This window comes from Hymenobacter lucidus (assembly GCF_020447265.1).
Taxonomy (GTDB): Bacteria; Bacteroidota; Bacteroidia; order Cytophagales; family Hymenobacteraceae; genus Hymenobacter; species Hymenobacter lucidus.
The window spans coordinates 39,192-53,174 of sequence record NZ_JAJADR010000001.1 but is presented as its reverse complement, the minus strand read 5'-3'; the positions used below and the strand labels follow the sequence as shown (position 1 = coordinate 53,174).

Here is a 13,983-nt window from a genome sequence, read left to right as displayed (position 1 = left end):
AGCAGTGCTTGACAAAAGCAGCGCTGGGGCCGGTTAGTTTTGGCTTGCTGCTACGATGCCAGCAGAGCTTCCGCCACCTCCCGGCCCGAAGCCATAGCCGCATTCAATGACGGATAGGCGGTGTAGTCGCCGCAACGGTAAAGGTTTTCGGCTAGCTGTAGTGGTTGGTGCGGGGGCTGCCCGGCCGGGTACACAGCCAAGGCCTGGGGGATATGGTAAGTGCGCAGATGCTGCCACTGCTCAGCCACTGGGCCAAACCAGGCAGCCAACTCGGTGCGCAGACGGGCCGTCAGCTCAGCCTCCGGCAGATTCTGCGCACCGTGGGTGCTAACAGAAACAAGGGTGCGGCCCTCGGGCGCATAGCTAGGCGCTACGTCGCTGGGGAAAGCTACATTGTGGGCCAGCGATTCGGGGGCAGCGTTGAGGCGCAGAAGCTTATCGGCTTTGACTGGGGGGTGGTCGGCGGCGAAATAGGTGCAGGTGGTGCGCCGCCAGGCGGTGGGGTAGCTCAGGCGGGACGTGGGCAGCAGCCGAGCCGCCGATTCCCCTTCCACAGCCACTACTACGGCAGCGGCCGTCAGGGTTTCACCATTGGCCAACTGTACCGTGGTGCCCTGCACGGCTTCTACTTTGGTATGGAGACGCACACTGCCGGCGGGCAAGCGGGCGGCCAGCTGCTCCGGAATCTGCTGCATGCCCAGGGCCGGAATAGCCGCTTCGCCTTCCACGAACTGCTTGAACACAAATTCGAAGAAATTACTAGCCGTACTCAGTCCCCGATCCAGAAAAACGCCGCCGAAGAAAGGCCGGAAAAAAGAGTCAATAATCTGCTCACTCCAGCCGTGCTGACGTAGGTAAGCCAACGTGTCGGACGAGGGAAATTCCAGCAGCTGCTGGCTGGAGCTGCTTTTCACCCGTTGGGCCAGGGCCAGAATACGCAGCTTGTCGGAGAGCGTACCAATGGGTGAGGCCAGCGCTGAAAAAGCGGCCAGTGGCTGGTCCAATGGGTTTACTAGGGTGGTCTGGCGACCATCAGCGAGGCGAATAACGGCCCCCGAGCGAAACGCCCGCAGCTGCAGCGCGCCGTAGTCGAGCAGGCGCTGCACCTCGGGGTAGCGCGTCTGGAGCACCTGAAAGCCACGGTCGAGGCGGAAGCCGTCGGGCGTCACGTGGGTCCGGACCCGGCCTCCCACGGCGTCGGCCGCGTCGAGCACCAGCACGGACCGGCCGGCGCGGTGCAGGTAATTGGCACAGGTGAGGCCCGCCATACCGGCCCCGATAATGATGATGGGAGAAGCAGAAGAGTGGCTCATAGCCTCCTCAACTCCAATAGGGGCCGGAAGGTTAGGCAAAATGGGCAGTGGTTCTGGCGGAATTAAAGACCCCGGGCCGTAAACTCAGCTTTGCACGACAGCTAAAACAACGGCTTGCGCGGCTTCATCACCTTGCGAGTTTTCATAGTGTAAAACTCGGCTATGCCGTTGCGGGCAAAGCTCACGCGCCACACGCCCATAGCGTCGCCGAGGCGGTAGCCGGTAGCCATATCGGTGGGGTATTTCTGTTTGATTAGGGTGTAGTCGGCAGCTGTAATATCCTTACCAACAGCGCCGTGACAGCGCAGGCATTGCGCATCGGCCAGCACAATAGGCCGCTGGTAGATAAACACGTCAGCCGTCGGCCGCTCGATGCGCCGCACCGTATCGGGCCGAATTTCGTCGGTCGATATGGCTCTTTGGTTCCGGGGGTTGCGGGGGCGGGTGGAGAAGCGGCGCGGCGCGGCCAGCAGGATGCGGGCCAGCGTGTCGGTAGAGGCGTAAGATTCGGGGCGACAGTAGGACAGCGCCGCCGCCACGCCGCCGGCCTGCAACTGTTCGGCCAGCCGGCGGCGCAATTCCCGGTCGGCTTGGCCCGTGAGTGAGTCGCCGGCCCAGCGCGTGGCGTGCAGGAAGTCGGCGGGCAGAATGCGCTTCACGGCCATGTTTTCCAAAGTGGTGGCAATCTGCTTCCCGTTTTCGATGTGCTCAATCTGGTCGGGTCGGCAGCCGGCCAGCAGGCTGAGCAAGAGGAATCCAGCGGCCAGGAATTGAAAAGCAGAGCGCATAACGGCAGGGAAACACGGAAAACAGGCAAACCGGCAACCACCGGATTCGGTAGTGCAAACAACGGAAAGAATCAGAAGTTGGCCGCTAGCGGCTCAGCAGATACTCGCGCAACTCCTCGTAGCGCGGCGCTAGCGGAATACTGCGCTTGGGCTGGCGCATCAAATCGGCCAACGACTCGGGCAGGGCAACGGGCTGGTCAATAAGCGGCTCCACAACATCAGGGAACTTCACTGGATGGGCCGTTTCCAGCAACAGCCCGTGCTGCCCGGGCCGAGTTTGCAGATAGTCGGCCAGGGCATGAAACGCCACCGCGCCGTGCGGGTCGAGCAGGTAGCCGGTTTGCTGGTGCACCTGCCGAATGGTGGCGCTGGTGGCCGCATCCGTCACGGTGTAGCCGCTGATAAGGCTGCTGATGGTGGCGTGGCTCTGGGCAAACAGTTCCAGAATGCGGGTGAAATTGCTCGGGTTGCCCACGTCCATGGCGTTGGAAATGGTAGCTACGGCAGCTTTGGCGGCAAAGTCGCCGGTGCGTAAGTAGCTGGCTACCGAGTCGTTGGCATTGCAGGCGGCAACAAAGTGGGCCACCGGCAAGCCCGACGCATAGGCCAGCAGCCCAGCGCAGAGGTTGCCAAAGTTGCCGCTGGGCACGGCCACCACCGGCGGCTCGGGGTGCGGCCACTGCTGCCAGGCGTAGAGGTAATACAGCTGCTGGGGCAGCCACCGCGCCACGTTGATGGAGTTAGCCGAGGTGAGCGTGAGGTGGCTGGTGACGGCCGCATCGGTGAAGGCCTGCTTCACCAGCTGCTGGCAGTCGTCGAAGTCGCCCTGCACTTCCAGGGCCGTAATATTCTGGCCCAGGGCCGTGAGCTGCTGCTCCTGCACGGGGCTTACCTTGCCGGCTGGGTAGAGAATAACGACTTCCACACCTTCCACGCCCAGAAAGCCGTTGGCCACGGCCCCACCAGTGTCGCCGGAAGTGGCGACCAGCACGGTTATAGTTTTGGTTTGCTGGCGCGAGAAGTAGCCCAAGCAGCGGCTCATAAACCGCGCGCCAACGTCCTTAAAAGCCAGCGTAGGGCCATGAAATAGCTCCAGAGCCGCAATCTGCGCCGTTACAGGCACCACCGGAAACGGGAAGTCCACGGTGTCGGCGCAGATGCGGGCCAGCTCGGCGGCCGGAATCGTAGTGCCCACGTAGGGCTGCATCACCTGGAAAGCCAGCTCGGCTTTGGGTAGCGTTTTGAGGCTTTGCAGCAACTCGGGCGCGAAGCGCGGCACAGTTTCGGGGAAGTACAGGCCGCTGTCGGGCGCCTGGCCGGCAATAGTAGCGGCCCGAAAATCGACGCGGGGAGCCTGGTGCTTTAAGCTATAGTACTGCATTGGAATGAATTTCAGAGGGAACCACGCGCACTCCGGCGGGACTAATGCGCGTGACGTAGGTGTGAAAGTCGATGCCCAGGCCACGGTAAATCTGCTGCATAGCCTCGGCCACGGCCTGTGCCGTTTCCTCGGTGCGGCTCAGCATGAAGATGGACGGCCCCGACCCGGAAATGCCGCCGCCCAGCGCCCCGGCCAACCGGCTCTGCTCCTTCACCGCGGCAAAGCCCGGAATCAGAATGCTGCGCACTGGCTCGATGATGACGTCTTCTAGGGAGCGGCCAATCAGGTCGTAGTCGCCTTTGAGCAGGCCCGCTACCAGCCCACCTACGTTGCCCCATTGCCGGATGGCGTCCTTGAGCAGCACCTGCTTCTTGAGAATCTGGCGGGCGTCGGAGGTCTTTACCTCAATCTGGGGGTGTACTACCGTCACGTGCAGCTCGGGTGCGGGCAGCGTCACAATATCGGGCGTGGGCTCGGTAGAGCGAATCAGGGTGATGCCGCCATAAATGGCCGGCGCGATGTTGTCGGCGTGCTGCACGCCCGAGGCCACTTCCTCGCCAAACATGGCAAAACGCACCAGCTCTTCCTTGCTGAATGGGTTGCCCAGCAGCTCATTAGCCCCCACTACGGCCCCGGCCGCGCTGGCCGCGCTGCTGCCAATACCACTGCCGGGTTTGATGTTTTTCTGAATCCTGACCTCGATGCCCGTACCAGCCGGAGCCGCCCGCAGCAACGCTAGCAGCGCCGCGCCGGCCACGTTGCGGGTGGGCTCGGTGGGCAGGTTGTAGTCGTCCTCGTTGATGATGGTGACGCCGGGCGTGTCGGTCAGGCGCAGGTGCATGGTATCGGTGGGCGTGGCCAGGGCAAAGCCCAGCACGTCGAAGCCGCAGACGACATTGGCCACGGTGGCCGGAGCCAGCACGGTAATGGAACGAGACATATGATTGATAATAAAACGCTTGAAATCGTTGATTCTGCTACCCCCGCGCCGTGCGGATGATGTCGGCAAATACGCCCGAGGCCGTAACCTCGGCCCCGGCGCCGGCACCTTTAATCACCAGGGGCTGCTCGGCGTAGCGGTTGGTGTAGAACAATACCGCGTTGTCCTTACCATGCAGGGCGTAGAAATCGTGGCCGGGCGCAATGGACTGCAGCCCCACGCTGGCTTTGCCGTCGGCGTAGCGGGCCACGAATTTGAGTTTTTTGCCCTGGGCCGCTGCCGCTTCGTACAGGCCCCGGAAGTGGTCCTCGTGCACGGCTAGCTGCCCGTAGAACTCCTCTACGTCGCCCTGCATGCACGACTCGGGTAGAAACGACACGTTCTGAATCTGCTCCATTTCCAGCTTCTCCCCCGTTTCGCGGGCCAGAATCAGGATTTTACGGGCCACGTCGGTGCCGCTCAGGTCGAGGCGTGGGTCGGGCTCGGTATAGCCCTCCTTTTGGGCCTGGCGTACCACCTCGGCAAAGGGCCGCTTTCCGTCGTAGTGGTTGAAGACGAAGTTGAGTGTGCCCGACAGCACGGCCTCGATGCGGTTTACCACGTCGCCGCTGCGTAGCAGGTCGTTGAGCGTGCCGATAACGGGCAGCCCGGCACCCACGTTGGTCTCGAACAGGAAATCGGTGTTGAACTCTTGGGCCAGCGACTTCAGCCGGGCGTAGTTTACGTACTCCGAGGAGCAGGCAATCTTGTTGCACGCTACCACGGCCACGCTTTTTTCGAGTAGCGCCCCATAAACCTGGGCCACGTCGGCACTGGCCGTCACGTCCACAAACACGGCGTTGCGCAGGTTGCGGGCATGAATGGCTTCCACCAGCGTGGGCAGGTGCAGCGGCTCGCCATTTTTCAGCGCGGCTTGCCACTCGTGCAGCTCCAGGCCCTGCTCGTGTAGGGCAAACCGGCTGCTGTTGGCCACGCCCACCACGCGTACGTTCAGCTTTAGCTTTTCCTGCAGATACGCCTGCTGCCGGGCCAGTTGTTCCAGCAGCTTGCGGCCCACGTTGCCCACACCCACCACAAAGAGGTTTACCTGCTTGCTGGTGGCTTCGAAAAACGACTCGTGCAGCACGTTGATGGCCTTTTTCACGTCCTGGGCCCGGATGACGGTGGAAATGTTCTTCTCTGACGAGCCCTGGGCAATAGCCCGGATATTGACGCCATTGGTACCCAGCGCCCCAAACATGCGCCCACTGATACCGGTGTGGTTTTTCATGTTTTCGCCCACCAAAGCCACAATGGCCAGGTCGGTTTCCAGGTGCAGCGGCTCTACTTTTCCCACGGCTATTTCATAGGCAAACTCCTGGTCGACTGAGCGTTGGGCCGCCGCCGCGTCGCGGGCGTTGATGCCCACGCTGATGGAGTGCTCCGAGGAGCTTTGGGTGATGAGAATGACGTTGATTTTCTCCCGGGCCAGGGCCTCAAACAGCCGCTTGGAGAAGCCCGGAATGCCCACCATCCCGCTGCCTTCGAGGCTGAGCAGGGCCAGCTGCCCGATGCTCGACAAGCCCCGCACGATATGATCGTTGGCTGGCGGACTCACTTCCACCAGCGTGCCGTGGTCGGTGGGCGCAAAGGTATTTTTGATCCAGAGGGGAATTCCCTGGCTCATCACGGGCTGAATAGTGGGCGGGTACAGCACCTTAGCCCCGAAGTGCGACAGTTCCATGGCTTCCTGGTAGGAAATGCGCGGAATGGGTCGGGCGTGGGGCACCAAGCGCGGGTCGGCCGTCATCATGCCGCTCACGTCGGTCCAGATTTCTAAGCGGCTGGCTCCCAGCGCACCGGCAAAAATGGCGGCCGTATAGTCGGAGCCGCCGCGGCCGAGGGTGGTAGTAGCACCCTGCGCGTCGGCGGCCACGAAGCCGGGCACGAGGTATAAGGATTCGGGCTGGGCGGCCACGAAGTTGTTGATAAGCTGATTGGTAGCAGCAAAATCGACGGTAGCAAAGCCGTACTGAGAGTCGGTGCGGATGAGCTGGCGACTGTCGTGCCACTGGTGCGGAACCTGCCGCGCTTTCAGGCTGGCCGCTACCAGCTGCGACGACAGCAATTCGCCGAAGCTCATGACTCTATCCAGGGTCCGCACGCTCAGCTCGCCGAGTAGAAATATCCCGTCACAGATGCCTTCCAACTCGTTGCAGTGCTTTTTCACTAAACTCAGCACGCTGCTCTGGTTGGTTACTGGCACTAGCTCCCGGGCGGCTTCCATGTGGCGGCTTTCGATGAGGTGCAGGCGCTGCTTGTAGTCTTCGTTGCCGGTAGCGGCTAGGTGGCCGGCCTCAATGAGGGCATCGGTAATGCCGCCCAGCGCCGATACCACCACCAGCGTGGTTTCCTGCTGCGCAGCGGTGGTAATGATGTCGATGACCTTGCTGATGTTGGCCGCGTTGGCTACGGAAGTACCGCCGAATTTTAAAACCTGCATAACTATTGGGGTTGGAACGCACATGAAAAAGCCCGCTTCGTCCATCCGGATTCCGAAGAATGCGGGGGCGGCGGGCTGCTGACTCGAAAAGAAACGGGAGAGGTATGGGCAGCCCGCTAGCGGGTAATGTCCATGCGTGTGGGCGTGACTGCGAAGGTGACAGTCAGGGCAGTGTGAAACGGAAGACTCAGAAAAATCTTAGGCATTCAGATACGAGTGTGGGCCCAAAGTAGTGAATATTCCGGCCCGTCCAACATTGGTTTTGAATATTTACCAGTAGCGCGAACTTTAGCTACGCCGACCTTCGGTTGTAGTTTGCGTAGCCCGCGCCATTCAAGGTCGTTTTGGCATGCGAACCATAAAGTTCGCGCTACTACTATATTCTACTGGCCACCCGGAACGCTAGGCGGGGTTCATCGTGTTTGTTTGCTTACCTTTGCAGTTGCAAATACAATTCCCTGAAGGCAAGATGCTAGATAAACTGGAGGCCATTCGCCAGCGCTACGAAGACGTAAACGAGCAGCTGATGCAGCCCGAGGCCATGAGCGACATGAAGCGCTACAAGACCTTGAATAAAGAATACAAGGACCTCGGCAAAATCGTGACCGAGTACCGGAATTATCAGCAGGTGCTTTCCAATATCGAAGGGGCCCGCGAAGTTATTGCGACCGAAAAAGACGAAGACTTCCGCCAAATGGCTAAGGATGAGCTCGAAACGCTGCTGCCCGAGCAGGAGCGCCTCGAAACCATCATCAAGGAGCTGCTGATTCCCAAGGACCCGAACGATTCCAAGGACGTTATCATGGAAATCCGGGCCGGGGCCGGCGGCGACGAGGCTGCCATTTTCGCCGGCGACCTGCAGCGTATGTACATGCGCTTTGCCGAGCGCATGGGCTGGAAAATGGAACTCGTGGACGCCACCGAAGGCACGTCGGGCGGCTACAAGGAAATTATCCTGGCCGTGAAAGGCGAGGACGTGTACGGTAAGCTCAAGTTTGAAAGCGGCGTACACCGCGTGCAGCGCGTGCCGGCCACCGAAACCCAGGGCCGCATTCACACCTCGGTAGCCTCTATTGTGGTGATGCCCGAGGCCGAAGAGCTGGATGTGCAGATCGACATGAACGACGTTCGGAAGGACCTGTTTATGTCGTCGGGCCCCGGTGGGCAGTCGGTAAACACGACCTACTCGGCCGTGCGCCTCACCCACTTACCCACGGGCCTCGTGGCCCAGTGCCAGGACCAGAAGTCGCAGCTTAAAAACTTCGACAAGGCTCTGCAGGTACTTCGCTCGCGCATCTACGAAATTGAACTGGCCAAGAAGAATGAGGCCGAAGGTGCCCAGCGCAAAAGCATGATTGGCGGCGGCGACCGGTCGGATAAAATCCGCACCTACAACTACCCCCAGGGCCGCGTCACGGACCACCGCATCGGCTACACGGTGTATAACCTAGCCAGCGTGATGGAAGGCAACATCGACGACTTCGTGGAGCAGCTGCGCATCGCCGAGAGCGCCGAGCGTCTGCAGGAAGGCGTGGCGTAAGCGTAACGTACTAAGCAACCGACTCATCCGTTTGTCATCCTGAGCACCGCGAAGGACCTTACCACGCTAGAACAAATAGTTCCACTGGCATAAGGTCCTTCGTTGTGCTCAGGATGACCCGTTTTTAACCTGCTCCCTATTCCTTCTATGCGCTTTCTGCTACCCTGCCTGCTCGTGTTGTCGTGCCTGCTGACCGTGCTGCCGGGCTGCGAGCCGAAAGAAGACGTCTTTACCACTGACCCAAGCGCCAAGCTCGAATTCTCGACCGATACGGTGATGTTCGACACGGTTTTCGCCCAGGTCGGCACGGTTACTAAGCGCCTGTGGGTGTATAACCGCAACAGCCGGGCCGTGAAGGTGGAGCAGATCAGCGTGCTGAACCCGGCCGTATCAGAGTATACCATTATCGTGAACGGCGACGCCGGACCGGTGGCCAATAACGTCGAAATCAGGGGCAAAGACAGCGTACTGGTGCTGGTGCGGGCCAAGCTCGGCCCCGGGGCCCAAACGGAAGACAAGCCCTTTCTGAACACCGACCAGCTCCGGTTCAAAACCAACGGCAACGACCAGCAGGTGGAGCTGGTAGCCTACGGCCGTACCGCCGCCTTCCACCGGGGCGTGCTGGCCTGCGGCGAAGTGTGGCGAGCCGACAAGCCCCACGTGCTGCCCGGCTCGGTACTGGTGCCGGCCGGCTGCGTGCTTACCATCGAAGCCGGCGCGCGGGTGTACTCCCACGCCGGGGCGGCCATCATTGTGCAGGGTACGCTGCGGGTAAACCCCGACTTTGCGCCTACGGGCCCTATCAAGCCGGATGACCGTAACATCGTGCGCTTTTCCGGCGACCGGCTGGAGCCCTTCTACAACGACATTCCGGGCCAGTGGGCCGGCATTCAGTTCGACGAAACCAGCAGCCGCAACAACGTTATCCGCTACGCGGAACTGAAGAATTCTAGCTTCGGCCTGCTCGTCTACAATCCCGCCAACCGCCAGCCCCGGCCCAAGGTGACGGTAGCCAACAGCATTATCCAGAATATTTCTGGGGCCGGCCTCACCTTTGCCAGCGGCGGCCAGACTTTCGACGGGGCGGGCGTACTGAGCATTGCCGGCGAGTTTGATCTGACCAACTGCCTGTTTACCAACTGTGGCGAGTATGCTATTCTAGGCCAGGCTGGCGGCACGTTTAACCTCAACTTTTGCACCGTTGCCAACTTCACGCCCAAGTTCCGGCGCGAATCCGAGTCGCTCTGGTTTACCAACGAGTCGGTGCTGAAGACGGTGCCGGGGCCACTGCTTATGCGGGTCACCATCCGCAACTCCATTGTCTGGGGCTCGATTCCGGATGAGCTGTTTTTCAAAAACGGCGGCGACTATGCGGCCCTGAGCATTCAGAATAGCGTATTGCGCACCCAACTCTATAAAACGGACTTTGCCGGCAGCGTTTTCGGTAACCTGATCAACGTGGAGCCCAAGTTCAAGCGGCCCGCCGGCCAGTTTATCGATAAGTTCGACTACAGCCTCGATACCCTTTCGCTGGTGCGCGACAAGGCCCAGCCCTTCGGTGTGGCGGTGGATATGCTCAACCGGCCCCGCAACCCGGCCACGCCCGACCCTGGTGCCTACGAGCGCCGCGACTAGCCTGCTACTGCTATGATCTGGATTCAGAAACGTCTGCGGATGCCGGCCGTGCGCCGCGGCTTCCACCTCATCACCGACTTGCTGGTGGCCGAATTACCCGAGCTCGAAGGCCTAAAAATTGGGACGGCTCACTTCTTTATTCAGCATACCTCGGCCAGCCTGAGCATCAACGAAAACGCCGACCCCACCGTGCGGCACGACTTCGAGCAGTATTTCAACCGGGCCGTGCCCGAGAATGCACCCTACTTCCACCACACACAGGAAGGCCCCGACGATATGCCGGCCCACCTGAAAGCCGCCATGCTGGGCACCTCCATTTCTATCCCGATTACCAATGGCGAACTGGCCCTGGGCACCTGGCAGGGAATCTACTTGGGGGAGCACCGCAACCACGGCGGCCGCCGCTGGATAGTGGCCACGCTGATGGGCACCGAGGGTTAGCCGGACCCCGAAAATAAACCCCGCGCGTAGCAGGCCGGGCGGCATCTATTTGCGTAAGAGGCAGAAAAGGCCCTTGTCGCGCTATGTTTTCTGCCGCCGTACTTTCTTCCGCCAAACTGGTAACGACCCTGGCCGTATACGCGGCGTTGGGCTTGGGCGCGTGCCACAGCGACGATACGGCGGTGGCTAAAGCGCAAACCGCGCCCCCGACTCCTGCCCGACGAAAAGCCCCGGTGGCTAAGCCCGTAGCCAAAGCCTCCTGCATTACCACCAACGACACGCTGGCCGGGCAGCCTTTCGGCACCGAGCCCACTGTGGCCGAGCTGCTGAGCGCGGGGGCCAAAGTGGTTTCGCGTAAGCCGTTTGCCAACGTGCACGAGAAAGGCCAGACCGACACCATTCTGACGCTACAGCATCAAGGCAACCAGTTCGAGTTCTATTGCATGCCCGAGCAGCGCCTGTTGCGGCGGGCTGTCATTACCAACTTCCGCCCTGCCTACGGCCAGCGCCTTCGCGTGACCCTGGATGCTTCGGCCCGGCAAAATGGTGGCTCTTGCATCAAAATGCAGATTCGCGACACGGAGCGGGCCAATAATGTGTCGGCTACCTTCTCGGAAGGCAAACCCGCCGTAGCCCGCGTGGAGCCGTATCTGGACTAATGTTGCTGGCGACTCAACCGCCATTGGTTCAGGCCCAACACCACGGCACAGTACCCCAGGATTTCCAGCAGCAAAACGTGTGGTGGTGTAAACAGCACCCCGACACTGGGTAGGCAACCGGCACACAGCAACGGCAGAAAAGGAGCCGCCCGGATAGCCCACATAAGCACTATAATCAGCACCATTACCAGCCGGCTGCCTCGAAACCGCCTTTGCCAAAACAGCTGCGCCAATAGTAGCGGCAGCCAGTATAATAGCGTCGCCCACCAGTAAGGGCCTGTGTAGCGGTTTGCAAGGGCGAACCACTCAGATTCATCCGAGGCAGTGTAAGCTGAGAAAAGGGAATAGCAGAGCAAAACAGCTCCCAGCAGACCATCTAGTGCCAATAATAGATTCAGCAGGGGCAACAGATGCGCCTTCTGAGTCAGCCATTGTCGCTTTCCCACAAGCAGTAACAGTGGAGCTACCAGGGCGTACCCATTATAGTTAGCTGTCAGGAGTTGACCGAGCCAGACCATTGCCTGCTTTTACCGCGTTAACACCCGCACCGTGGCTGAATAACGCAGTGTGTCGAACATCACCAGCTTCTGCACGCCCCGCACTTCATAGCTGCTCAGCAGCCCATTCTGATACTGTAGTGTTAGGGTTTTGCGCGAGAAAAACAATGGATTATCCTGCGTCAGCACGGCCTCAATAGTCCCGTCTTTGGTATCGTTTTGCGTCACCCGCAGCTGGTCTACGATGTTCTCGATACCAACTTTTCGGCGGTACACCTTACCAATGGCTATCGTGTCACCGGTTGGGGCAGCCAATGAATCATAGGCGCCGCGCAGGGCGGGCTTGTTAATATCGGCTTGGTAGAAAATCTGCAGCTCCTTGCTCCAATCAACCTTTTCTACCCGCGTGGTTTCCATCTTTCCGTCGCGCAGGGCCACTTGCTTTTCCACGGCCGGCTGCTGATCAGTGAGCAGCTTTGTCTGCTGGTCCAGAAAGCCTTTCACGTCGAAATACAGCGGCTTGCGCACGGGCTGGCCAGTACGGACAGCCTCTTGCTCCTGGCTACAGGCCGTAGTCAGGAGCAGGAAGGCGGCGGCCCAAAATGCTCTACGCATTCGTGGGAGTAGCAATGCCAGTGGGTTGCAGCAGTGAAACGCCGGTCATATCGGCGGGCTGGGGCAGGCCCATCAGCGCCAGCACGGTTGGCGCAATGTCGCCCAGCTTGCCATCAGCCAGCGTGCCCCGGAAGTCAGTATCGGCCAGGATGCAGGGCACCAGATTAGTGGTGTGAGCTGTATTTGGTGTGCCGTCGGGGTTAATCATCATGTCGGCGTTGCCGTGGTCGGCAATAACGATGCAGGCGTAGTTGCTTTCCAGCGCGGCCGTTACCACGTCGCGGGTGCAGGCATCCACAGTTTCCACCGCCTTCACGGCGGCCTCAAACACGCCGGTGTGGCCCACCATGTCGGGGTTGGCGAAGTTGAGTACCACAAAATCGGCCGACTTAGCTTGCAGCTCGGGCACCAGCGCGTCGCGCAGCTCGTAGGCACTCATTTCGGGCTGCAAATCGTAGGTGGCCACTTTGGGCGAGGCACGCATCAGGCGAGTTTCCCCGTTGAACTCCACTTCCCGGCCGCCCGAAAAGAAGAACGTGACGTGCGGGTACTTTTCGGTTTCGGCAATCCGGATCTGCTTTTTACCGTTGGCTTCCAGCACTGCGCCCAGTGTATTTTCGAGGTTATCCTTCTCAAAAATCGGGGTGACGCCCACGAACGTGGCGTCGTAGTTGGTCATCGTCAGGTAGTGCAGGTTTAGCCGGTGCATGTTGAAGGCGTGGAAATCCTGCTGGGTTAGGGCCTGCGTAATTTCCCGGCCCCGGTCGGTGCGGAAGTTGAAGCAAATGACCACGTCGCCTTCCTGGATGGTGGCCAGCGGCTGTCCGTCGGCGCCCACCTTCACAATCGGCATCAGAAACTCATCCGTCACGCCGTCCTTGTAGGAGTCGAGCATGCTCTGAATCAGGTTCTGGGAAGGCGCGCCCTTGCCGTTTACCAGTAGGTCGTAGGCTATTTTCACCCGTTCCCAGCGGTTGTCGCGGTCCATGGCGTAGTAGCGGCCCACCACCGAGGCAATTTTGGCGCCGCTGCGGGCTAAGCTCTGCTCCAGGTCATTCACATAGTTCACGCCACCTTTGGGGTCAGTGTCGCGGCCGTCGGTGAAGGCGTGAATGAAGACCTTATGCACGTCGGCGTCGTGGGCCAGGGTGCAAAGGGCTTTCAGGTGCTCGATGTGGGAATGTACGCCCCCATCCGACAGCAGCCCGATATAGTGCAGGTTGCGGCCCGTGGTGCGGGCATACTCGAAGGCCTTTTCCAGCGCGGGCATAGCGCCCAGCTTCCGCTCCCGAATGGATTTGTTGATGCGCACCAGATCCTGGTACACTACCCGGCCGGCCCCGATATTCATGTGGCCCACTTCCGAATTGCCCATCTGCCCATCGGGCAAACCCACGGCTTCGCCGGAGGCCTGTAGCTTGCTGTGCGGAAAACGTTGAAACAGGGAATCAACAAATGGAGTATTGGCTTTGTCTATAGCCGATACGTCCTTATTCTGAGCCAAGCCCCACCCGTCCAAGATTACCAGCAATACCTGTTTATTCATAGCTGCAAAGATAAGCGCACCACTCGGAACGCGCACATTTTGTTGGTTTGGATTACCTTGGAGCCGTGGCGGCTGGCTGTGGGGACATTTTATGGACAATGCCTACTTGGCATAGTTTTAGCGAACAGCATGATACATTCCCTACT

At 60.1% G+C, this 13,983-nt stretch carries 11 protein-coding genes; 4 read left to right on the top strand and 7 right to left on the bottom strand.

All coding sequences use genetic code 11. The features are described 5' to 3' along the window. Positions 1-50: 50 nt before the first annotated feature. The 5 genes from LGH74_RS00245 to thrA form a co-directional block, all read right to left on the bottom strand. Positions 51-1,313 (bottom strand): protoporphyrinogen/coproporphyrinogen oxidase, encoded by a 1,263-nt coding sequence (locus tag LGH74_RS00245; RefSeq protein WP_226170172.1) that lies wholly within the window; start codon positions 1,311-1,313, stop codon positions 51-53. Between the two features lie 101 nt (positions 1,314-1,414). Then, positions 1,415-2,101 carry a c-type heme family protein gene (locus tag LGH74_RS00240; protein WP_226170170.1) on the bottom strand — a complete coding sequence of 229 codons (687 nt, stop codon included), beginning with the start codon at positions 2,099-2,101 and terminating at the stop codon, positions 1,415-1,417. 85 nt (positions 2,102-2,186) lie between these two features. Further along, complete coding sequence (thrC, locus tag LGH74_RS00235) at positions 2,187-3,482, bottom strand: threonine synthase (protein WP_226170168.1); 1,296 nt, start codon at positions 3,480-3,482, stop codon at positions 2,187-2,189. Further along, on the bottom strand, positions 3,469-4,422 hold the full coding sequence (locus LGH74_RS00230) for a homoserine kinase (RefSeq protein ID WP_226170166.1): 954 nt from the start codon (positions 4,420-4,422) through the stop codon (positions 3,469-3,471). The genes thrC and LGH74_RS00230 overlap by 14 nt, the downstream gene beginning before the upstream one ends. A 37-nt stretch (positions 4,423-4,459) precedes the next feature. Then, positions 4,460-6,904, bottom strand: coding sequence for a bifunctional aspartate kinase/homoserine dehydrogenase I (gene thrA / locus LGH74_RS00225; RefSeq protein WP_226170163.1), 2,445 nt, complete (start codon positions 6,902-6,904; stop codon positions 4,460-4,462). Positions 6,905-7,373: 469 nt separating this feature from the next. On the opposite strand from thrA, the gene prfA reads away from it, so the two are divergent. From prfA to LGH74_RS00205, 4 genes are all read left to right on the top strand, one after another. Beyond that, entirely contained in the window at positions 7,374-8,444 is a 1,071-nt protein-coding gene (gene prfA, locus LGH74_RS00220) for a peptide chain release factor 1 (RefSeq protein WP_226170147.1), read from the top strand. A 147-nt stretch (positions 8,445-8,591) separates the two neighbouring features. Then, positions 8,592-10,079: a hypothetical protein gene (locus LGH74_RS00215; protein WP_226170144.1), complete on the top strand. Its 1,488-nt coding sequence runs from the start codon at positions 8,592-8,594 to the stop codon at positions 10,077-10,079. A 12-nt stretch (positions 10,080-10,091) separates the two neighbouring features. Beyond that, positions 10,092-10,520, top strand: a complete 429-nt coding sequence (locus tag LGH74_RS00210; protein WP_226170142.1) for a secondary thiamine-phosphate synthase enzyme YjbQ — start codon at positions 10,092-10,094, stop codon at positions 10,518-10,520. Positions 10,521-10,603: 83 nt separating this feature from the next. After that, a complete protein-coding gene (locus tag LGH74_RS00205; RefSeq protein WP_226170139.1) occupies positions 10,604-11,179 on the top strand; it encodes a hypothetical protein in 576 nt (191 codons plus the stop codon). 527 nt (positions 11,180-11,706) lie between these two features. Here LGH74_RS00205 and LGH74_RS00200 read toward each other — a convergent pair. Together LGH74_RS00200 and gpmI are read right to left on the bottom strand one after the other, a co-directional pair. Beyond that, positions 11,707-12,291, bottom strand: coding sequence for a hypothetical protein (locus tag LGH74_RS00200; protein ID WP_226170136.1), 585 nt, complete (start codon positions 12,289-12,291; stop codon positions 11,707-11,709). Next, positions 12,284-13,837 carry a 2,3-bisphosphoglycerate-independent phosphoglycerate mutase gene (gene gpmI, locus LGH74_RS00195; protein WP_226170133.1) on the bottom strand — a complete coding sequence of 518 codons (1,554 nt, stop codon included), beginning with the start codon at positions 13,835-13,837 and terminating at the stop codon, positions 12,284-12,286. The genes LGH74_RS00200 and gpmI overlap by 8 nt, the downstream gene beginning before the upstream one ends. Positions 13,838-13,983: the final 146 nt, after the last annotated feature.

Excerpts from the sequence above, each read along its gene's own strand:
- LGH74_RS00245 (WP_226170172.1), bottom strand. The coding sequence starts at position 1,313 with ATGAGCCACTCTTCTGCTTCTCCCATCATCATTATCGGGGCCGGTATG.
- LGH74_RS00240 (WP_226170170.1), bottom strand. The coding sequence starts at position 2,101 with ATGCGCTCTGCTTTTCAATTCCTGGCCGCTGGATTCCTCTTGCTCAGC.
- thrC (WP_226170168.1), bottom strand. The coding sequence starts at position 3,482 with ATGCAGTACTATAGCTTAAAGCACCAGGCTCCCCGCGTCGATTTTCGG.
- LGH74_RS00230 (WP_226170166.1), bottom strand. The coding sequence starts at position 4,422 with ATGTCTCGTTCCATTACCGTGCTGGCTCCGGCCACCGTGGCCAATGTC.
- thrA (WP_226170163.1), bottom strand. The coding sequence starts at position 6,904 with ATGCAGGTTTTAAAATTCGGCGGTACTTCCGTAGCCAACGCGGCCAAC.
- prfA (WP_226170147.1), top strand. The coding sequence starts at position 7,374 with ATGCTAGATAAACTGGAGGCCATTCGCCAGCGCTACGAAGACGTAAAC.
- LGH74_RS00215 (WP_226170144.1), top strand. The coding sequence starts at position 8,592 with ATGCGCTTTCTGCTACCCTGCCTGCTCGTGTTGTCGTGCCTGCTGACC.
- LGH74_RS00210 (WP_226170142.1), top strand. The coding sequence starts at position 10,092 with ATGATCTGGATTCAGAAACGTCTGCGGATGCCGGCCGTGCGCCGCGGC.
- LGH74_RS00205 (WP_226170139.1), top strand. The coding sequence starts at position 10,604 with ATGTTTTCTGCCGCCGTACTTTCTTCCGCCAAACTGGTAACGACCCTG.
- LGH74_RS00200 (WP_226170136.1), bottom strand. The coding sequence starts at position 12,291 with ATGCGTAGAGCATTTTGGGCCGCCGCCTTCCTGCTCCTGACTACGGCC.
- gpmI (WP_226170133.1), bottom strand. The coding sequence starts at position 13,837 with ATGAATAAACAGGTATTGCTGGTAATCTTGGACGGGTGGGGCTTGGCT.